Genomic DNA, 17,616 nt, shown 5'->3' with positions numbered 1-17,616 from the left:
CAACCGCCGCTACACCTCCGGGTCGGCCCTGGAGTGCACACCTGTCAGCACCGCGCGCCTGACTCCGTCCTTGGCGGACGCCGTCATGAGGCGCGCACCGGCGTGACCGAACCACTCGCGGGCCTTCGTCCATGCCCTGGCCGTCACGCTCTCGTGCAGCTGCTGTTCGGCGGCCGTACGGCGCTCCGCCTCGGAGGCTCCGGGCATCGCGGCGTCGACGGCGGCCGCGACCGCGTGGCGCTGGGCACGGCTGCTGGCCTGCCGGTCCCCGCAGCGGGGGCAATCCCGGCCGGAGTCGAGCAGCTTGCGGTCGTCGCACAGCACGTGCAAGCGGGCGAAGAGCGAGCCGTTCACCTCGGCGCGAATCCGGGCGGCGGCCCGGTCCAGCATCGAAAAGCCCGGCGGCGGCCTCCATCAGGCGGCGGTCGGCGGGACGCTCCAGGCGTGCCCACAGCAGCCGGACCGGATCCAAGATCACCCGCAGGTTCTCCGGCGGCAAGACCGTCGCCCCCACCCGCGGCAACGGCCGCAGCATCGAGGACGTGTGGGCGGCACGCATCGCCCGGTCCGGCGGCGCCATCCCCGGCAGCCGCATCGTCCGCGTGGAACGGCTGCCCGCACAGGGCCAGCTCCCGCACGCGGCATGATCCTCGCCGAAGTCGAGCCCGGCGAGGTCGCCCGCGTCAACTTCGACCAGCTCTGCTCCGCGTTCGGCGTCAAGGCCGAGGAGCTGCGCCTGGTCGCCGAAACCCGCGGCAACGAGGTCCTGGTGACGCTGCATGAGGCGGCACCGTGGAAGGTGGCCCGCAAGGCCACCCGCGAGCTGCTCGCCCTGGACGCCTACGGCCGCTACACCCTGGGCACCGCGCACGACGGCACCGACGCCAAGGTCCACATGCGCTCAGCGAGCGGCACGTTCCACGGCTTCCTGGTCGGTGTGACCGGCTCCGGCAAGACCGTGGCACTGGCGCTGATGTGCGCGGCGTGGGCGCTGGCGGGGCTGGCGACCTGGGTGACGTCGGCCCGCCCGGACGCGCAGATGTCCGCGGTCGGCCGGCACGTCGACCGACAGGGCTCGGGAGCCATCTTCACCTGGTGATGTCGTCATAGTGGCTGGCGCCGGAGGCCGGTGCCGGTGAGGCAGCCGTCGAGGACGGCGGGGCGGTACTGGAGCTGGCGTAGGCCGCGCCGGACGGCGGTGATCAGGTCGTCGGGGTCGGCGAAGGCGCGGTTGGCTGTGGTGGTGCGTCGCAGGACGGACCAGATGCCTTCGACCGGGTTGAGGTCGGGTGCGTAGGGCGGCAGTTGGAAGACGGTGAGCCAGTCGCGGTCGGCGATATAGCGGCGCATTCCGGCCGTCAGGTGGGTGTTGAGATTATCCCAGACCAGCACGATCGGGCCGCCGAGCTGCTGGTAGGCGGTCTGTATCAGGTCGCGGTAGTCCTTCCAGGAGAAGCTCTTGCGCCCGTCGGGCCGGGCGTCCGGGCAGGGCCGGTAGATCAGCCGCGAGGGTTCGCCGGCCTTGTAGCAGGCCAGGGCGGCCACCGATAAGCGGCGGCGGGAGCGGCCCCGCACGCGGATCACCGGAGTGTGGCCGCGGCGGGACCAGGTGCGGGTGGTCGGCGGCGTCATCGAGAATCCGGCCTCGTCCTCGAAGACGAGCCAGGCGTCGAGCGCCGCCACGGTCCTTCCACGCTCGGCCAGGTCTCCTTCACCCAGCCGGCCACCGCGGTCTCGTCCCGCTCGATCGCCCGCCGTGCGGGGACCTGGCAGCTCCAGCCGTGCCGCTTGAGCAGGGCGGCCACCCCCTGCACGGTGTAGCTCTTGTGGAAGCGGCGCCCGATCAGCGTCTTGATCCGCGACAGGGTCCAGGTCTGGTCCGGCCAGCCGTGTGCCACCGGCCCCTTGGCCAGCTCCCGCTCGAGCACGGCGAACAGTTCGTCACTGAGCAGCGGCAGCGATGCCGGGCCCTTGGAGGCCAGGGCCCGGGGCCCGTTCTGCGACCAGGCTCTGCGCCACCGCTGAACCGACCGGACGCTGACCCGCAGGTCGTGAGCGATGACCGGGTTCTCGTCGCCCTGCCTGAACCGCTCGGTCGCGTCCATCCTCAACTTCTCGCGGAAGGCCCGCCGTTCGTCGGTCAGTCCGCCCCCTTGCGCATACCTCATGCGGTCGGCATACCGCAGGGATCATGAGACGTCAGCCCCTACGACACCACGCTTTGAAGGTCAGTAACGCGGCAAAGACTGTGTCCACCATGTCGAGTGTCTCGGTCCTGCGGCTCGCGACCGGGGCCGGCGGTCTCCCGCTGCAGGGCGCCGGTGTCGCGGTCGTCCGGTGTCGCGGTCTCGCCTCGCGATTCGCCCTTGTTGGTGGTCGCTGATGACCTGCATCGATCAGGTCGCCACCCTGGCGACGTTCGGCTCGGTGTGGGCCGTGCTTGCTGTCGGCCACAACCTCGCGGACCACGTCATCGGACAGACCGACCGCCAGGCCGAGGGAAAGGCGGCGCCGTCGGCGGCAGAGATCGCCGACGGCAGCGTACGAAGCCAGGTGTTCACCGCCCGCGTTGCGCGCGGACCGTGCCCGTCCTCGAACACGAAGTCGTCGTCGAACAGCACTGGCATCCGCTCAGGGATCAACGGCTCGCCACAGAGCCCCCAGGACTGCCAGCCCTCGGCAGAGAAGAAGTGAACCAACACGCGCCGGGACGGTAGGTCCGCGACGCGACCCTCATCAACAGCTAACCCCACGACCGATCAACGGGAGTTGATGAATGTGAGACACGCCAAGAAAGCAGCGACAAACCTCATCCAGTCGGACTGGATGGCGCCGGAGAAGGTCAAGCGGTGGTGGCCCGCGATCGTGCATGGCACCACGTATGGGCTGCCGTTCCTGCTGATCACGCAGTCCCCGCTCGCACTTGCGGTGATCGTGGCGACGCGTGTGGTGACGGTCGACCGGCTTGGTTTGCGGTCCGGAATCGCGGTTGTCGACCAGATCACTCCGTGATGGGCAGGCACTCGGCGAGCAGGTCGACGACGTCACGCCACGCTCGCTGCGCGTGCCGTGGGTGGTAGCCGACGCCGGGGACCACGGGGTGGTCGACCGGTGGGTGGTGGAAGGCGTGCAAGGCGCCGCCGTAGACCACGAGGCGCCAGTCGACGCCCGCGGCCTGCATCTCGGTGGTGAATGCGTCCCGTTGCGCGGGCGGCATGATCGGGTCTTCCGACCCGACTCCGGCCCACACTGGGCAGCGGATGCGCGCCGTCTCGCCCGGTCGGCCCGTGGTAGTTGCGTTGACTGTCCCGATCGCGCGCAGGTCGACGCCGTCGCGCCCGAGTTCCAGCGCGATTGCGCCCCCGGTGCCGTAGCCGACGGCGGCGATCCGGTCGGGGTCGGTCCGCGGCTCGACGCGGAGCACGTCGAGCGCCGCGTGGCCGATGCCTCGCATCCGGTCGGGGTCGGCGAGCAGCGGCATGCAACGGGCCAGCATCTCCTCAGGGTCGCCCAAATAGCGCCCGCCGTGGAGGTCGAAGGCCAGCGCCACGTATCCCAGCTCGGCGAGTACATCGGCCCGGCGACGCTCGACGTCGCTGAGCCCCATCCCCTCAGGCCCGACCAGGACCGCGGGCCGGCGGTCGACACCGGCCGGGAGCGCGAGGTGCCCGATCATCGTCAGGCCGTCGGCCGCGTATTCGACCGTGCGCGTTGTAACCGTCGTCATGAGCCTGGACTGTAGTGATCGCCGGGCCCGGTCGGGCCGGTGTTCCGCTGCTGGCAGAAGGCAGGTCTCTGGCGTATTCCGGAACCGCCCCGTCAGCGGTTCAGCTGCGCCATCAAGTCCCGGTTCGCGGCGCGATGGCACGAGGACCTTCAAGTTGGCCGAGCCTCCTCCACGCGGATGATCTACACCACCCCGACCCAGGCCACCACCCACGTCCTACGGGCGGCGGGCCAGCACATGGGTGTCGAGGAAACCCCGCTCGGACGCTGGGTCGTGGAGCAGTCGGGCGAACGTGACGAGCCCGGCCCCCGCCAGCAGTTCGGCGAACCAGTCCGCCGGCCAGCTATAGGCGGGCGTCACCTTATGGTCGAAGCGGACCGGCTCCGGTCCCTCGGTCCCGAAGAAGGACACCAGGAGCAGGCCCCCTGGTGCCAGGACACGCACCTGCTCAGCGAGCAGCGCAGGCAATTCTCCAGGTGGGGTATGGATCATCGAGTAGTGGGCCAGCACTCCGCCGAGCGCGCCGTCCTCGACCGGCAGGGCCTCCATTCGCGCTTCGTCGAACCGCAGCGCCGGCTCGGCCCGCCGGGCGTGGTCGACCATGGCCGGGGAGAGGTCGAGCCCGAAGGCGTCCAGCCCCAAGTCGTGCAGCATGGCCGTCAGATGACCGGGACCGCATCCGACGTCGGCTACCCGCAGGTTCCCCGTGGCACGCACGAGCTCGGCGAAGGTGCCGATCATGTTCCGCGCGAACGGCTGCGTCTCCAACCGATTAGCGAACATCGACGCATACAGCTCGACGACCCCGTCATAGGCCGCCCTGGTCTCATCCTGGCGTTTTAACACGGGCAGCAAACTAACACCCGCACCGTTCGCAGCCGTTCTCCGGCCCCACACCGGCCCTTCCTCTCCGGACTGATCGTCCCGTCACCTGGACACGGGACACCCTCGGTAGTTCAGAGAAGGCGCCTTCCACCTCGACAGCGCGTGGCACCACGCCTGGGAAACCGTCGCCGCCCTCATCGCCACCACCAAGGCGACCAGCCGGTGACCGCAAGGCCCCGCACCCGCCTCAACCGCGTCCGCGCCTCCGCCGGTATCGCCAAGCTCGCCCTCCAGCAGATCGAGGACGAACTGACCAGCGACATCGACGCCCAGGAGCTCGCGAAGGTCCTGCGCTAGCTCCACCACGAAGACCACCGCCAGGCCGGCGTCTTCGGCTCCCTCGCGCAGTCCCGCGTGGACCTGGACCACTACCTGGAGGCAGACCACTACCTGGAGGCACTGGTCCGCAAGCCCGGCGCTTTCCCCGGCGCGACTGCCCTGGAACAGGCCCGCTCCGCGGGCAAGTTCACCCCGGTCCATGACGCGTGGTGGGCGGCGGCCTGCAAGGCCCACGGCGACCGGGACGGGACCAGGGCGCTGATCGAGGTTCTGCTGCTGGGCCGGCACCTTCACCATGAGTACCTGGTGACCGGGCTCGCCGCCGCCCTGCGGGTCGGCGCTCTGACCGCGGACGCGGTCGCTCTGGAAGCCCGCAAGGCCGCCGAGGCCGACGACGCCCCGCCCGCTGCAGCAGACCCGGAGCCGGACCGGGCCAGGGTGACGTTCCTGACCGAACGGCGGCTGGCCCACCTGCCGCCTGCCGCTCTGTCTGATCGGCGACTCGGGCACAGGCAAGTCGCACCTGCTGATCGCGCTGGGCACCGAAGCCGCGATGGCCGGCTACCGGGTCCGCTGTACGCTCGCGACCAAACTCGTCAACGAACTGGTCGAGGCCGCGGACGAGAAGGTGCTGACCAAGACCATCGCCCGCTACGGCCGAGTCGATCTTTTGTGCATTGATGAGCTGGGCTATATGGAGCTGGACCGCAGGGGCGCTGAGCTGCTGTTCCAGGTTCTGACGGAACGGGAGGAAAGGAACAGTGTGGCCATCGCCTCGAACGAGAGTTTCAGCGGCTGGACCAAGACCTTCACCGACCCCCGGCTCTGCGCGGCCATCGTCGACCGGCTCACCTTCGGCGGCAATCTGATCCAGACAGGCACCGACTCCTACCGCCTCGCCATAGCCCAAGCCCGGGCAGCTGCCCAGGACAGCAAGGCAGGCTGACCGCTCTGGGACTCACTTCACCGGGAGGCGTCGCTCCCGTTGAGGCCGGGAGCCAGGTCCGGAGCTGTGTTCTGCTCGTCGGGACGCCCGGCCAGACAGTGGCGTTGTGCAAGCGGCTGGCGGCCGTCTCACTTGACCGGTGACGGCAAGTGTCACGCCTGGACGGTGGGGCGAACGTTGATCTCGCCGATCTCGACGTCGCTGGGCTGCTCGATGGCGAAGGCCACCGCGCGGGCGACCGCCGCCGGAGGGATGCCCACCGCGTCCATGTTCTTACGCGTCTGCTCGCGGATGTTCGGGTCTGCCATGGAGTCGGCGAGATCGGTGCGGATGTATCCCGGCGAGATGGCTGTCGTGCGCACCACCCCGTCGGTGGACTCCCCGCGCAGCCCCTCGTGGACGGTGCGCACCGCGTTCTTGGTCGCGGCGTAGACAGCCATCGAGGGGGACACGCCGGACAGGCCGGCCACGGAGACGATGCTCACCAGGTGGCCCGAGCCTTGCTCGCGGAAGGCGGGCAGCGCGGCGGCGACACCGTTGAGCATGCCGCGAAGGTTGACATCGATCATGGCCGACCAACTCTCGGTGTCGAGGTCGGCCAGCGGGCTGATCGGGGCGATGCCGGCGTTGTTCACCAGTACGTCGATACCGCCGTACTGGTCGACGGTGGTGGCGACCAGGCGCTGCAGGTCCTCGGCCTCGGTGACGTCGACGACGCACGTGGCGGCACGGCCGCCCTGCTCCCGGACCTCCTGCGCTATGGCGTCGATGCGCTCGCTGCGGCGCGCTGCGAGGACGACCGCAGCGCCGCGCTGGGCGAGTAGCCGGGCCGTGGCTTCGCCGATACCGCCACTCGCTCCGGTGATAGCGACGATCTTGCCGTGAAGAGAGAGCACTACTGCCTCCAAGTAAAGTGGACACGTGTCCGCTGCACGGCACCCTACCGGACACGTGTCCATTTGTCAGAATCGGAACATCAGGAGAGGCTCATGAATGCGCCAGCACGCCGTCCGGATGCGGTGCAGAACCGGACCCGCATCGTTGAGGCTGCTCGCGCAGCCCTCGCCGAGTCCCACCACGTCCACCTCAACGAGATCGCCAAGCGCGCCGGTGTAGGACAGGGAACGCTCTACCGGAACTTCCCCAACCGCGAAGCGCTCCTCGCCGAGGTCTACCGGCACGACGTCGAAGAACTCGTGACCGCCGCCTCCGCTCTACTGGCGGAACACGAGCCCGTGGAAGCATTGCGTCACTGGCTCGACCGAGTGATCGACTACGCCGAGATCAAGTACGGCGTCCTGGCAGTGCTCGAGCCGGCAGCGTGGCAAGACCTTGTCGCCCACAGCCAGAACCCCATCGAAGGCGCTCTCAGCCACCTGCTGGACGCCGGGAAAGCAGCCGGTTCCATCCGCACGGACGTGGACGCCCGCGGGGTCGTCCTGCTCATCGCCTACCTCGGCCGACTGGACCGAGATGAATGGGAACCAGCAGCACGGCCTCTGATGAACGTCATCCTCGAGGGCCTTCGCCGACAGGACGCGGACCGGCGAGGGCAGCAAACCCCGAAGACATCCTGACCAGCAACCGCAGCATCACCAAATAGCAGAGGAGAGACGTCGACTCCGCCACCGCGCGGTGACAGTTCTCATCGACATTTCACTGCTCGGTGATCGACAAGTGCCGCCCAGACTCGGTGCCCCGCATCGGACTGCGCTCTCCTTCGACCGCTTGGCCGACCGAGGAGCCCTGGAGCAGCCTCATGTGGAGACCGCGACGGTTCTCCCGGCACGCCTCCACCATCAGCGACTGTGCCATCGGCAGTCCGGCTCCCTCCGCCACACCCATCAGAGCCCGGGCGATGAGCAGACCGAGGAATCCGGTCATCAGCCGGCCCGCCGCGGAGAAACAGGAGAAGAGGACTACCGCGGCAATCAGAATGGGTTTGCGTCTGCCGAGCTTGTCCGGCACACGGACGGCAACGAGGATCAGCAACAGCCGGTTCTCGTAGCGGCCTGGATCACTGTCGATGGCCGAGGGCACCTTCGCGCCGGGCCGGACACGGGTACGGATACGTGGCATGGGAACCTCAGTTGAGGGGAGGGGCCCGGGTCACCGGAAGAGCGAGTTGACGTAGTCGGCGCCGATGCCGACCTTCTCGTAGTGGTTGCGGCACAGCTCGATGTAGTCATGGACGTCGAAGTAGCCGACGGTTTCGCCGTTCTCGTCCAGCCAGATCAACGGCCCCTTGACGATGAAGAACGCCCGGTCATCGTCGGTGGCCACCTGGGACAGATAGACCTCCGGCTGCGCGTCAGGCTTGACCGAATTCGTGATCGGCTTGAGGCCCTTCCAGAATTCGGACCTGGCTTCCTGGGACATGTTTCGGCTCCATTTCGTCGGGGTGGCCGACAGTGAACCCCGAGAGCCGAGGACAGGTCTTTCCCTTGGGAGACATCATGGATTGCCTGTTTTATCCGGTCGGTCACTGCGACTCCTCGCTGAGTCGGTGCGAGTTGGTTCGAGTCGTTTCGAGTCTCTTCGAGTCCGAAAGGGGGTCGTTCAGCGGACGGCGGACACGGCGTCCAAGTCGGCCACGGCGGCCTCCACGCGCACGGCCGCCTGCTGCATGCCGTGCAGTTCGCCGGGCGTGAGGTCCCACTCGACGACCCGGCGCACCCCGTCGCGGCCCAGCTCCACGGGCACACCGAGACTCGCCCCGTGCACTCCGTACTCACCGTCCAGGACGACCGACGCGGGCAGGACGGTCCCGCTGTCGGTCGCGATGGCTTCGATCAGCCGCGCGGTGCCCAGGCCAGTGGTCCAGGTGGAGGTACGGCCCGAGTCGAGCGCCACATGCCGGGCGTACCAGTTGTCGGCGTACTCCTCGGCTGCTGCCCGCTGTTCGGTGGTGAGGACGACGGGCTCGCCGCCGACGGTGATCCGGCTGTAGAGCGGAACCTGGCCCTCGCCGTGCTCGCCGATCATCCAGGCGTCGACGTTCCTGGGGTGGACGCCCAAGGCATACGCGATACCGGTGCGCAGGCGCAGGCTGTCGTTGAGCGTGTAGCCGATCAGCCGGTGCCGAGACAGCCAGCCCTGCCGGTGCACCCAGGTCATGAGCGCGTCCACGGGATTGGTCAGCATCAGTACGACACCGCCGAAGCCGGAATCCTTCAAGGGCCGCAAGCACTGACCGACGATCGCCGCGTTGTCGGCGAGAAAGACCGACCGCGAGGAGTTCAGCCGCAGCGGTACGGCGGCGCTGAGCACGACGACGTCCGCGTCGAGCGTGTCCTCGGGCGTGCCGCCGCGAACGGTGTCGGGCGTCGCGCCGAGCGCGAGCGCGTTCTCCTGGTCCATCACATGGCTGGTGATCATGTAGGGCCTGGTGTCGACCAGGACGATCTCGTACGTGCCCTGCGCGGACAACAGGTTGAACGCGGCGGACGAGCCGATGCCGCCGGCGCCCCCGATGATGACGACCTTCATCATGTGTCTGTCTCCTACGAACGGAATTCGGGATCGGCCTCGACGGCCACTTCGAGCACCAGCGGCTTTGACCGCCCGGCGAGGTCCGGCAGCACCTTGTCGAGTACGGACAGCAGGGCGGCGTGGCTGTCGACCCGCTCGGCCGGGCAGCCCAGCCCGCGCGCCAGTCCCGACACGCTCAACTCGCCGAACGCCGGCCAGGCGGGGGCGGCCGAGCCCGCGCGTTCCGAGAGGCGGTCCATGATCGCGTATCGGCCGTTGGCCAGGATGACGAACAGCACGCCGGTGCCGTAGTACGCGGCACTCCACAGCGCCTGGACCGAGTACAGCGACGACCCGTCGCCGATGACGGCCACCACCGGCCGCCCGGGATCCGCCATCCGTACGCCGATCGCGGCCGGCATCGCGAAGCCGAGGCCCCCCATGGCGGCGCTGAGAAAGCCGAACGGGGCGCGGGCGGGCAGCAGCGCGTGTAGATCCGGCCGGCTGGACGGAGTCTCCTCCACGACCACCGCGTCCGGGGCGAGCCGGTCGGCCAGGGCGGCCAGCACGTGCGCCGCGCGCAGCGGCTCCCCGTCGGCGGGCGGGGCAGGCGGTGCCAGGCTCCTCATGGGCGGCCGGGGCGTTCCCCTGGCGGCGGGAAGCGCGACCGCCAGACGCCGCACGGTGTCAGCCGGGTCGGCCAGCACCGCCAGCTCCACCGGGCTGCGGTGGGCCTCCTCCGGGTCGTCGGTGATCACGGCGAGCCGGGTACCGGGTGCTACGAAGGTGCCCTGCTCGTACGGATACTGCCGGAACACCGGTGCCCCCACGGCCAGTACGGCGTCGTGCCCGGCCAGCGCCGCCCGCAGCCGCGACCGGGCCGAGGGCAGGTGCCCGGCGAAGAGCCGGTGATCCTGCGGGAAGCCTGCCCGGGCCCCGAACGACTCCTGCCACACCGGGCAGTCCAGCCGTTCCGCCAGCGCCGTCAGGCTCCCCCACCCCTCCGGCGAGTCGTTCCCGGCGCCCGCCACCAGGCACGGTGCGGTGGCCCCGCGCAGCATCTGGGCGAGTGCGTCGACCGCCGGGCCGTCGGCGCTGCGGGTCCCGTGCAGTGCCGCCGGTGCGGCCAGTACCGCGTCCGGGTCCGCCTCGGCATGCCAGTCGTCCATCGGTACGACCACCACCGCCGGGCCCCGCCCGTTCCGCGCCTCGTGCCACGCCCGGGCGATCGCACCCGGCACGTCCTGCGCCCGCGCCGGGGTGTGCTGCCACACCGGGTACTCCCCGGCCAGCCCGTCCAACCACCCGGCCAGGAACGGCTCTTGGGCGAGGTGCCGCCGGTCCTGCTGGCCGACGATCACCACCAGCGGCGCCCGGTTCGCCCGCGCGGTCGCCAGCGCGCTCACGGCGTTGCCGTACCCGGCGGTCGTGTGCAGCAGCACCAGCGCCGGGCGGCCGCTCTTCAGCGCGTACCCGGTGGCCATACCGACCACCGAACCCTCGTGCAGTGCGAGGACGAACTCGATATCGGCCGGCAGGTCGGCGAGGAAGCCGACCTCTGTCGAACCCGGATTGCTGAACAGGGTCGTGAGTCCGTACTGGCGCAGGACCTCAATGGTCGCGTCCTTGATCGTCCGGGCCGTTCCGGCTGTTGCCACGCGGTCCCCCTTTCGGACTTGCGGAACGGGACGCTAGGCGCGGCCCCCGGGGCGGGACCACAGGCGAGTTCGCTATGCGAGATCCCCGCTAATACCTTGCCTTCCCCTCGACAACGGGCTCCGCCTCGGATTGCGGCGTGGTGCGTTCGCGGGGCTGCCCCCTGAACCCGGCACGGGCGTGTGCCCCGGCGACGCGGAGGGGCACCTCCCGGCCGAAGGCTGGGGGACAGTGTCCGGCGCAGCCGTCCCGAAGCGGGCGAAGCGCTCGCGAGGGCGGCGGCAGAGGAAGCAGAGGAAGGGGTCAGCCGACACCCGGCAGGACCGCCCCCGTGGACAGAGCCGTGTTCAGACGCCCGGTGATCACCCGAGCGGTGTCGAGGACGGCCTCGATCTCGGCGGGACCCGGGCGTTCGACGGTGTACACGATGGAGACGGACGCGACGGCGTTGCCGGAGGGTGAGACGACAGGAGCGGCGAGGGAGCCGAGGCCGAGAACGACCTCGCTGCGGCTGGTGGCGTAGCCGGCGGCGCGGGCCCGGGTGATCTCGGGGCGTTCGTCGTCGCGCGGGGGTTCGGCGGCGAGCATGGCGATGCCGGGAGAGCCGAGGGTGAGGGGGTGCCGGTCACCTGGGGTGTAGACGGTGCGGGAGCGGGCGCTCTCCACCTCGACGGAGACGAGAGTGACCGCCTCGTCACCGTCGCGGACGACGAAGAAGGCGGTCAGCCCGACGCGGGCGGCGAGCTTGGCGATCTCGGGTTTGGCGATCCGCTGGAGTACGGGGAGCGTGCGGCGGCCCAGTGACTGGGCGCGCGTGCCGAGCACGTATCCCTGCGGGGTGTGCGCGATCAGGCGGTGGTCCTGGAGGGTGCGCAGCAGGCGGTAGATGATCGACCGGTGCAGCCCCATCCGCTGACTCAGCTCGGCCAGCGACAGCGGCTCGTGCGACAGCGCGATCAGCTCAAGCAGCCGCAGCCCCCGGTCCAGGGTCTGAACGGAGGGCTTGAGGACGTCCGGCTCGCTGCCGCTTCCTCGCGCTTCGCCCATAACGGCACCTTACGCGCCTTCCGAACCCTCCAGCTAGAAGAAGGTTGCCTCGGTCACCCCCCGGCACGACCGCTCGGCGTGGCTCGCGATGGTGGACCAGACAGGTCGCGTCGGGGCGCGCGTAGTGACCGGCAGGGTCGGACGCGTTCCTCGCGATGACGATCTCGTCGAGTTCGATGTCGGCGTAGACCAGCGGCGGTGTTGGCCTCGGCGCTGAGCTGGTGGGCGAAGTCGCGGTAGAGGCCGCAGCAGGGCCAGGAGGCGATGTGGAGTTCCTCGCCCTGGGCGTACAGGGCGTACTTGCTGAGCGGCTGAACGCCTTGGGCGCAGTTGAGAGCGCCGAGCCGCACCAGAAGTCCGCGAGCACTCTGGAACCCGCCGTGTTCTGCAGCCCGGCCACGTGGATGTTGTCCTTGACGGCCGGCGGAAGGCCGTGCGGCGGGCCACGCGGCGGGCTGCGGTCCGCCTCGTGGGCCTCGGCGAGCGCCCGGGCGGCGGCCAACGTGACGAAGGCGCCCATCCCGGCCGTTCGCTCGACGCGGTCGAGCAGCTCCTCTATGTGCCGGACACTGTTCATGCCGGGACCGTAGACGCGGGGTCCCAGCGGGTGAACGAGCCGTTTCGCAAGGAGAGACCGCGGACCAACAGGTCCTGTTTCATCACCGTTTCACAACGGCGTCGCCGCCGTTTCTCATATCGAATCCATGCACTGTGCACCGGCTCCGCGTCGCTCTACGTTCACCGCTCCGTCACTAGGAGCCAGGAGTCACCGCATGGACCACTCCGCGCAGCAGCCGAAGAACCAGCCGAACAGACGAACCGTCCTGCGGGCCCTCGGGATGGGCGCCGCCACCGCGGGCGCCGCGCCGCTGATCGCCGCCTGTGGCGGGGGCCTGAAGGGCTCCGGATCCTCGTCCGGCGACGTCATCAAGATCGGTTACGTGAGCCCGCGCACCGGTGCGTACGCGGCCTTCGCCGAGTCCGACGAGTACATCCTCAAGCAGGCCAGAGCAGCCTTCGCCAAGGGCATCAAGTACGACGGCAAGACCTACAAGGTGCAGATCCTCGACCGCGACACCGGCTCCGACCCGCAGCAGGCGGCGACGATCGCGAACGAGCTGATCTCCCAGCAGGGCGTGGACCTGATGCTGGTCACGTCGACGCCGGAGACCGTGCACCCGGTCGCCAACAAGTGCGAGAGCGAGGGCGTGCCCTGCATCTCGACCATCGAGCCCTGGCAGTCGTACTTCTTCGGACGCGGCGGCACCCCGCAGAAGACGTTCACGTACACATACCACTTCTTCGACGGCATCGAGCACGTCGTCGCCGGCGAGAGCGACATATGGCGGATGTTCGACACCAACAAGAAGGTCGGTGTCCTGTGGCCGAACGACGCCGACGGTGGCGCGTTCCGCGACAAGAAGACCGGCTTCCGCGCGCAGGCCGGGGCCAAGGACTTCACCTTCGTCGACCCGGGCGCCTACGAGGACGGGACGAAGGACTTCTCGTCGATCATCGCGAGGTTCAAGAAGGAGGACGTGCAGATCCTGGCGGGTGTGCCGACGCCGCCGGACTTCGCGACCTTCTGGACGCAGGCCGCCCAGCAGGGCTTCAAGCCGAAGGTGGTCACGATCGCCAAGGCCATCCTCTTCGAGTCGTCGGTCGCCTCGCTGCCGAACGGCCTGGGCGACGGACTGTGCACCGAGAGCTGGTGGCTGCCGCAGTTCCCGTTCAGCTCCAGCCTGACCGGGCAGACGTCGCAGCAGCTCGCTGACGACTACGGGAAGTCCGCGCAGGCCAAGGGCCGCAGGTGGAACCAGGCGCTCGGCTTCAACCACGCCCTGTTCGAGATCGCGGACAACGTGCTGCGGCATGCGAACCCCAAGGACAAGAAGGCTGTCGCCAACCGGATCGGGAAGACCAGCCTTGACACGGTCATCGGCCGCGTCGACTGGACCGCGGGCGGCGCGGCCAACCCGGTCAAGAACGTCGCCGCCATCCCGGTGGTCAGCACCCAGTGGGTCAAGGGCAGTGGCGGCGCGTACGACCTGAAGATCGTCGGCAACACGCTGATCCCCGAGGCCAAGATCGACATGAAGGCCCGGGAGCTGTGACGGCACCGGTGCTCCAGCCGCTGCTGGAGGTCGAGCACCTGGCCGTCAGCTTCGGGGCCCTCAACGTCCTGGAGGACGTTGAGCTGGCGGTCCCGCGCGGCCAGGCCCTCGGCATCGTCGGCCCGAACGGGGCCGGCAAGTCGACGCTGCTGAGCGCCATCTCGGGCGTCGAGCCCGTCACCCGGGGCACCGTACGGCTGGGGGGCCGCGACGTCACCCGCGCCTCCGCCGCCCAGCGGTGCCGGCTCGGGGTCGGCCGGTCCTTCCAGATCCCCCGCCCCTTCGGGGATCTGACGGTCTTCGAGAACGTCCTGGTCGGCGCCCAACGCGGGGCCGGGGTGCGCGGGGCCCACGCCCGCGAACAGGCCCTCACCGCGCTGGCGACCACCGGCATGCTCCCGGTCGCCAACAAGCCGGCCGGCGGCCTACCGCTGCTCGGCCGCAAGCGCCTGGAGCTGGCCCGCGCCCTGGCCACCGCCCCCGAGCTGCTCCTGCTCGACGAGATCGCAGGCGGTCTCACCGAGAGCGAGGCCGACGAACTGGTCGGCACCGTCCTGTCGCTGAAGGAGACCGGCGTGACCATCCTGTGGATCGAGCACGTCGTCAAGGCCCTGGTCCAGGTCGTGGACCGGCTGGTCTGCCTCGCGTACGGCCGCATCCGCGTCGACGGCGACCCGCACGAGGTCCTCGCCAGCCCCGAGGTCGCCGAGGTCTATCTGGGAGGTACGCCAGCATGAGCAGCCCACTGCTGCACCTCGATGCGATCGATGCCGGATACGGGGACTTCCAGGCTCTTTTCGGCATCACCCTCGACGTCGCCGAAGGTGAACTCCTCGCCCTTGTCGGCGCCAACGGCGCCGGCAAGTCCACCCTGCTGCGGACCATCGCCGGGGCCCTCAAGCCCTTCAGCGGAACCGTCCGCTTCGACGGGGAGGATGTCACTGCCCTCCCCGACATCCACCGCTCCCGCAAGGGCATCGGCCTCGTCCCTGAGGGGCGTCGGCTCTTCCCGTCCCTCACCGTCGAGGAGAACCTCCGGGTCGGCGCCGCCACCGGCCGCAAAGGCCCGTGGGACCTGAAGAAGGTGTACGAGATGATGCCGCTCGTCGCCGACCGCCGCACCCGCAAGGCCGCCCGCCTTTCCGGAGGCGAGCAGCAGGCCGTCGCCATCGGCCGCGCCCTGATGGGCAACCCCCGCCTGCTGCTGCTCGACGAGGTGTCGCTCGGCCTCGCGCCGCTGGTCGTCGAGCAGCTCTACACGGCGCTTCCCGGCATCCGCACCGAGGGCACCACCGTCGTCCTCGTGGAGCAGGACCTGACCCGCACCTTCGCGGTCGCCGACCGCATCGCCTGCGTCCTGGAGGGCTGCGTCGTCCTGACCGCCCCGGCCGCCGACCTGACCCGTGAGCAGGTCACGGCCGCCTACTTCGGCACCCTGGAGGTGACGTCCCCATGACGTGGCTCAACGCCATCGCACAGGGCATGCTGCTCGGCGGCGTCTTCGCCATGGCCGCAGCGGGCCTGTCCCTGATCTTCGGGGTGATGCGGGTCGCCAACCTCGCCCACGGCGACCTGATGATCCTCGGCGGCTACGTGGCCTCGGTGGCCGCCGTCAGCCTGCACATCCCCGTCGCGCTCACCGTGCTGGTCGCGATGGCGGCCGTCGGCGGCCTCGGCTACCTCGTCCAGCGGACACTGCTCGACCGGGCCATGGGGCTCAGCGAGTTCGCGCCCCTGATGGTCACCTTCGGCATCTCCGTGATCATCCCCAACGTACTTGTCCAGCTCTTCAGCAACGACTCCAAGCCGCTCGGCATCGGCTCGCTCGGCACCGCGAGCATCCGCGTCGGCAGCGACCTGGCCATCGGCTGGTTCCCGCTGATCACCGTTGCGGCGGCGGTCGCCGTCCTGGCCACGCTGCACCTCTTCCTCTACCGCACCCAGTCCGGCCGCATCGTCCGGGCCACCGCCGACGACCGCGCCGTGGTCCGACTGATGGGCGTCGACAACCGCAGGGTCTATGCCCTCACCAGCGTCATCGCCTTCGCCACCGTCGCCCTGGCAGGCACCCTCTACACCATGCGGCAGGGCGGAGTGACCCCGTACGAGGGCCAGCTCAACGTCCTGTTCGCCTTCGAAGTCGTCATCATCGGCGGCCTCGGCTCGCTGTGGGGCACCCTCGCCGGCGGCATGGTGCTGGGCATCGCGCAGTCCGTCGGCGCACAGATCTCACCCGACCTGCCGTTGCTCGCCGGGCACCTGGTGTTCCTGGCGATTCTGGTTTTCCGGCCGCAGGGCCTGTTCGGCAGGAGTGTGCTCGCATGACCGCCCAGACCACCGCCGTCGACTCCCCGGCGGCCCCGTTCGTACCCCCCGCCGTCCTGCGCGGCGACCGCGCCGCCGTCCTCGGCCTGACCGGGACGTTCCTCGTCCTAGGGGTCATGGCGAGCCTGCCCTACGTCGTCGACAACGGCGTCACCACCCAACTGGTGAAGCTCTGCTACCTCATCGCCCTGGCCTCGATGTGGAACCTGCTGGCCGGATACGCCGGCATGGTCTCGATGGGGCAGCAGGCTTTCATCGGCCTCGGCGCGTACACGCTGTTCGTCGTCAACGACCACGGAATCAACGTCTACGCCGGCACGCTCGTCGTCTCGGCGGTCGTCGCTCTGATCGCGTGGCCGGTGTCCTACATCGCCTTCCGGCTGCGCGGCGGCTACTTCGCCGTAGGGACATGGGTGATCGCCGAGGTCGTTCGCCTCATCGTCGTCCGCTTCGACTCCCTCGGTGCCGCGAGCGGCCGCAACATCACCACCATCACCGCCGAACCGGTGCTACGGCAGGCGTACACCTACTGGTTGGCCCTCGCCGTGATGGCGGCGGCGGTGCTGGGCACGTATCTGGCGCTGCGCAGCCGCCTCGGCCTGGACCTCCAGGCCATCCGAGACGACGAGACCGCGGCCGGCTCACTCGGCGTGAACGTCACGCGTGGCAAGCGGATCATCTACATCGCGGCGGCCGGCGGCTGCGCCGCTGCCGGAGCGGTGATCTGCGTCAACAGCCTTGGGGTGGCCTCGCCTTCACAGATCTTCGGGGTGCAGTACACGGCCCTGATGATCTTCATGGTCGTCATCGGCGGCATCGGCACCGTCGAAGGCCCGGTCATCGGTGCCCTCGTCTACTTCCTCCTCGACAAGTACTTCGCCCAGAGCGGCGTCTGGTACCTCGTCGTCATCGGCGCCGCCGCCATCGCTGTCTCCCTCTACCTTCCACGGGGCCTGTGGGGAACCCTGGCCCACCGGACCGGTTTCGCGATCTTCCCCGTGACCCACAAAGTCCTGCAGACCGCGCGACGTGACGAGGCCTGACAGCCGCCCGCCCGGAAAGGAGTCGCGCAAGCGACTCCCCATCGGAGCCGCCCGGTCCAGGGCCCCAGGCGAACACCGTGGTCAACCACTGGAAGGGCGTCTCACCGACTTCAAGCCAGCCAC

Annotated in this window: 22 protein-coding genes and 1 pseudogene; 11 read left to right on the top strand and 12 right to left on the bottom strand. The window is 69.6% G+C overall.

The features are described from left to right. Positions 1-9: 9 nt before the first annotated feature. Positions 10-390 (bottom strand): hypothetical protein, encoded by a 381-nt coding sequence (locus tag OHA64_RS48010; protein ID WP_405623682.1) that lies wholly within the window; start codon positions 388-390, stop codon positions 10-12. 253 nt (positions 391-643) lie between these two features. On the opposite strand from OHA64_RS48010, the gene OHA64_RS48005 reads away from it, so the two are divergent. Beyond that, entirely contained in the window at positions 644-1,099 is a 456-nt protein-coding gene (locus OHA64_RS48005) for a hypothetical protein (RefSeq protein WP_405623681.1), read from the top strand. A 5-nt stretch (positions 1,100-1,104) separates the two neighbouring features. Here the strand turns inward: OHA64_RS48005 and OHA64_RS48000 are convergent, their stop codons facing one another. Both OHA64_RS48000 and OHA64_RS47995 read right to left on the bottom strand, forming a co-directional pair. Continuing rightward, a complete protein-coding gene (locus OHA64_RS48000; RefSeq protein WP_405624419.1) occupies positions 1,105-1,632 on the bottom strand; it encodes a transposase in 528 nt (175 codons plus the stop codon). Next, the gene (locus OHA64_RS47995) at positions 1,629-2,168 is read right to left on the bottom strand and encodes a winged helix-turn-helix domain-containing protein (RefSeq protein WP_405623680.1); all 540 of its coding nucleotides are present in this window, start codon (positions 2,166-2,168) and stop codon (positions 1,629-1,631) included. The genes OHA64_RS48000 and OHA64_RS47995 overlap by 4 nt, the downstream gene beginning before the upstream one ends. Positions 2,169-2,382: 214 nt before the next feature. Between OHA64_RS47995 and OHA64_RS47990 the strand changes: the two genes are divergently transcribed. Then, complete coding sequence (locus tag OHA64_RS47990) at positions 2,383-2,694, top strand: hypothetical protein (protein ID WP_405623678.1); 312 nt, start codon at positions 2,383-2,385, stop codon at positions 2,692-2,694. A gap of 84 nt (positions 2,695-2,778) precedes the next feature. Next, on the top strand, positions 2,779-3,012 hold the full coding sequence (locus OHA64_RS47985) for a hypothetical protein (RefSeq protein ID WP_405623677.1): 234 nt from the start codon (positions 2,779-2,781) through the stop codon (positions 3,010-3,012). Here the strand turns inward: OHA64_RS47985 and OHA64_RS47980 are convergent. Both OHA64_RS47980 and OHA64_RS47975 read right to left on the bottom strand, forming a co-directional pair. Continuing rightward, positions 3,002-3,727 carry a dienelactone hydrolase family protein gene (locus OHA64_RS47980; RefSeq protein WP_405623675.1) on the bottom strand — a complete coding sequence of 242 codons (726 nt, stop codon included), beginning with the start codon at positions 3,725-3,727 and terminating at the stop codon, positions 3,002-3,004. The two genes, OHA64_RS47985 and OHA64_RS47980, sit on opposite strands and share 11 nt — an antisense overlap. 216 nt (positions 3,728-3,943) lie before the next feature. Beyond that, entirely contained in the window at positions 3,944-4,573 is a 630-nt protein-coding gene (locus OHA64_RS47975) for a class I SAM-dependent methyltransferase (RefSeq protein WP_405623674.1), read from the bottom strand. Positions 4,574-4,774: 201 nt separating this feature from the next. Between OHA64_RS47975 and OHA64_RS47970 the strand changes: the two genes are divergently transcribed. Together OHA64_RS47970 and OHA64_RS47965 are read left to right on the top strand one after the other, a co-directional pair. Next, on the top strand, positions 4,775-4,909 hold the full coding sequence (locus tag OHA64_RS47970; RefSeq protein WP_405623673.1) for a hypothetical protein: 135 nt from the start codon (positions 4,775-4,777) through the stop codon (positions 4,907-4,909). A 460-nt stretch (positions 4,910-5,369) separates the two neighbouring features. Beyond that, positions 5,370-5,837, top strand: a pseudogene (locus OHA64_RS47965) (ATP-binding protein); the annotation flags it as partial. Between the two features lie 152 nt (positions 5,838-5,989). Here the strand turns inward: OHA64_RS47965 and OHA64_RS47960 are convergent. Next, positions 5,990-6,733, bottom strand: coding sequence for an SDR family oxidoreductase (locus tag OHA64_RS47960; RefSeq protein ID WP_405623671.1), 744 nt, complete (start codon positions 6,731-6,733; stop codon positions 5,990-5,992). Positions 6,734-6,826: 93 nt separating this feature from the next. Between OHA64_RS47960 and OHA64_RS47955 the strand changes: the two genes are divergently transcribed. Continuing rightward, positions 6,827-7,414 (top strand): TetR/AcrR family transcriptional regulator, encoded by a 588-nt coding sequence (locus tag OHA64_RS47955; protein WP_405623669.1) that lies wholly within the window; start codon positions 6,827-6,829, stop codon positions 7,412-7,414. 79 nt (positions 7,415-7,493) lie between these two features. Here OHA64_RS47955 and OHA64_RS47950 read toward each other — a convergent pair whose 3' ends face one another. From OHA64_RS47950 to OHA64_RS47925, 6 genes are all read right to left on the bottom strand, one after another. Further along, entirely contained in the window at positions 7,494-7,916 is a 423-nt protein-coding gene (locus tag OHA64_RS47950) for an MFS transporter (RefSeq protein ID WP_405623667.1), read from the bottom strand. A 30-nt stretch (positions 7,917-7,946) separates the two neighbouring features. After that, the gene (locus tag OHA64_RS47945) at positions 7,947-8,216 is read right to left on the bottom strand and encodes a hypothetical protein (protein ID WP_405623665.1); all 270 of its coding nucleotides are present in this window, start codon (positions 8,214-8,216) and stop codon (positions 7,947-7,949) included. A gap of 180 nt (positions 8,217-8,396) precedes the next feature. Further along, positions 8,397-9,329, bottom strand: coding sequence for a malate dehydrogenase (locus tag OHA64_RS47940; RefSeq protein WP_405623664.1), 933 nt, complete (start codon positions 9,327-9,329; stop codon positions 8,397-8,399). An 11-nt stretch (positions 9,330-9,340) separates the two neighbouring features. Next, positions 9,341-10,966 (bottom strand): thiamine pyrophosphate-dependent enzyme, encoded by a 1,626-nt coding sequence (locus OHA64_RS47935; RefSeq protein ID WP_405623663.1) that lies wholly within the window; start codon positions 10,964-10,966, stop codon positions 9,341-9,343. A 301-nt stretch (positions 10,967-11,267) separates the two neighbouring features. Next, positions 11,268-12,011 carry an IclR family transcriptional regulator gene (locus OHA64_RS47930; RefSeq protein WP_405623662.1) on the bottom strand — a complete coding sequence of 248 codons (744 nt, stop codon included), beginning with the start codon at positions 12,009-12,011 and terminating at the stop codon, positions 11,268-11,270. Next, positions 11,926-12,588, bottom strand: coding sequence for an amidase family protein (locus OHA64_RS47925; RefSeq protein ID WP_405623661.1), 663 nt, complete (start codon positions 12,586-12,588; stop codon positions 11,926-11,928). Before OHA64_RS47925 ends, OHA64_RS47930 begins: the two co-directional genes overlap by 86 nt. A 196-nt stretch (positions 12,589-12,784) precedes the next feature. On the opposite strand from OHA64_RS47925, the gene OHA64_RS47920 reads away from it, so the two are divergent. Genes OHA64_RS47920 through OHA64_RS47900 form a run of 5 tightly spaced genes read left to right on the top strand, consistent with a single transcriptional unit; the run spans position 12,785 to position 17,493 of the window. After that, entirely contained in the window at positions 12,785-14,125 is a 1,341-nt protein-coding gene (locus tag OHA64_RS47920) for an ABC transporter substrate-binding protein (RefSeq protein WP_405623660.1), read from the top strand. Further along, a complete protein-coding gene (locus OHA64_RS47915; protein WP_405623659.1) occupies positions 14,122-14,862 on the top strand; it encodes an ABC transporter ATP-binding protein in 741 nt (246 codons plus the stop codon). Before OHA64_RS47920 ends, OHA64_RS47915 begins: the two co-directional genes overlap by 4 nt. Beyond that, on the top strand, positions 14,859-15,581 hold the full coding sequence (locus tag OHA64_RS47910) for an ABC transporter ATP-binding protein (RefSeq protein WP_405623657.1): 723 nt from the start codon (positions 14,859-14,861) through the stop codon (positions 15,579-15,581). The genes OHA64_RS47915 and OHA64_RS47910 overlap by 4 nt, the downstream gene beginning before the upstream one ends. Next, positions 15,578-16,450: a branched-chain amino acid ABC transporter permease gene (locus OHA64_RS47905; RefSeq protein WP_405623656.1), complete on the top strand. Its 873-nt coding sequence runs from the start codon at positions 15,578-15,580 to the stop codon at positions 16,448-16,450. The genes OHA64_RS47910 and OHA64_RS47905 overlap by 4 nt, the downstream gene beginning before the upstream one ends. Continuing rightward, the gene (locus tag OHA64_RS47900) at positions 16,447-17,493 is read left to right on the top strand and encodes a branched-chain amino acid ABC transporter permease (RefSeq protein WP_405623654.1); all 1,047 of its coding nucleotides are present in this window, start codon (positions 16,447-16,449) and stop codon (positions 17,491-17,493) included. The genes OHA64_RS47905 and OHA64_RS47900 overlap by 4 nt, the downstream gene beginning before the upstream one ends. The last annotated feature ends 123 nt before the right edge of the window (positions 17,494-17,616 follow it).

This window comes from Streptomyces sp. NBC_00076 (assembly GCF_045041235.1).
In the GTDB taxonomy this organism is placed as follows: Bacteria; Actinomycetota; Actinomycetes; order Streptomycetales; family Streptomycetaceae; genus Streptomyces.
This window is presented reverse-complemented; position numbering and strand designations above follow the sequence as displayed.

Coding starts and splice junctions, on each gene's coding strand:
- OHA64_RS48010 (WP_405623682.1), bottom strand. CDS start 390: ATGCTGGACCGGGCCGCCGCCCGGATTCGCGCCGAGGTGAACGGCTCG.
- OHA64_RS48005 (WP_405623681.1), top strand. CDS start 644: ATGATCCTCGCCGAAGTCGAGCCCGGCGAGGTCGCCCGCGTCAACTTC.
- OHA64_RS48000 (WP_405624419.1), bottom strand. CDS start 1,632: ATGACGCCGCCGACCACCCGCACCTGGTCCCGCCGCGGCCACACTCCG.
- OHA64_RS47995 (WP_405623680.1), bottom strand. CDS start 2,168: ATGAGGTATGCGCAAGGGGGCGGACTGACCGACGAACGGCGGGCCTTC.
- OHA64_RS47990 (WP_405623678.1), top strand. CDS start 2,383: ATGACCTGCATCGATCAGGTCGCCACCCTGGCGACGTTCGGCTCGGTG.
- OHA64_RS47980 (WP_405623675.1), bottom strand. CDS start 3,727: ATGACGACGGTTACAACGCGCACGGTCGAATACGCGGCCGACGGCCTG.
- OHA64_RS47955 (WP_405623669.1), top strand. CDS start 6,827: ATGAATGCGCCAGCACGCCGTCCGGATGCGGTGCAGAACCGGACCCGC.
- OHA64_RS47950 (WP_405623667.1), bottom strand. CDS start 7,916: ATGCCACGTATCCGTACCCGTGTCCGGCCCGGCGCGAAGGTGCCCTCG.
- OHA64_RS47945 (WP_405623665.1), bottom strand. CDS start 8,216: ATGTCCCAGGAAGCCAGGTCCGAATTCTGGAAGGGCCTCAAGCCGATC.
- OHA64_RS47940 (WP_405623664.1), bottom strand. CDS start 9,329: ATGATGAAGGTCGTCATCATCGGGGGCGCCGGCGGCATCGGCTCGTCC.
- OHA64_RS47930 (WP_405623662.1), bottom strand. CDS start 12,011: ATGGGCGAAGCGCGAGGAAGCGGCAGCGAGCCGGACGTCCTCAAGCCC.
- OHA64_RS47925 (WP_405623661.1), bottom strand. CDS start 12,588: ATGAACAGTGTCCGGCACATAGAGGAGCTGCTCGACCGCGTCGAGCGA.
- OHA64_RS47920 (WP_405623660.1), top strand. CDS start 12,785: ATGGACCACTCCGCGCAGCAGCCGAAGAACCAGCCGAACAGACGAACC.
- OHA64_RS47910 (WP_405623657.1), top strand. CDS start 14,859: ATGAGCAGCCCACTGCTGCACCTCGATGCGATCGATGCCGGATACGGG.
- OHA64_RS47905 (WP_405623656.1), top strand. CDS start 15,578: ATGACGTGGCTCAACGCCATCGCACAGGGCATGCTGCTCGGCGGCGTC.
- OHA64_RS47900 (WP_405623654.1), top strand. CDS start 16,447: ATGACCGCCCAGACCACCGCCGTCGACTCCCCGGCGGCCCCGTTCGTA.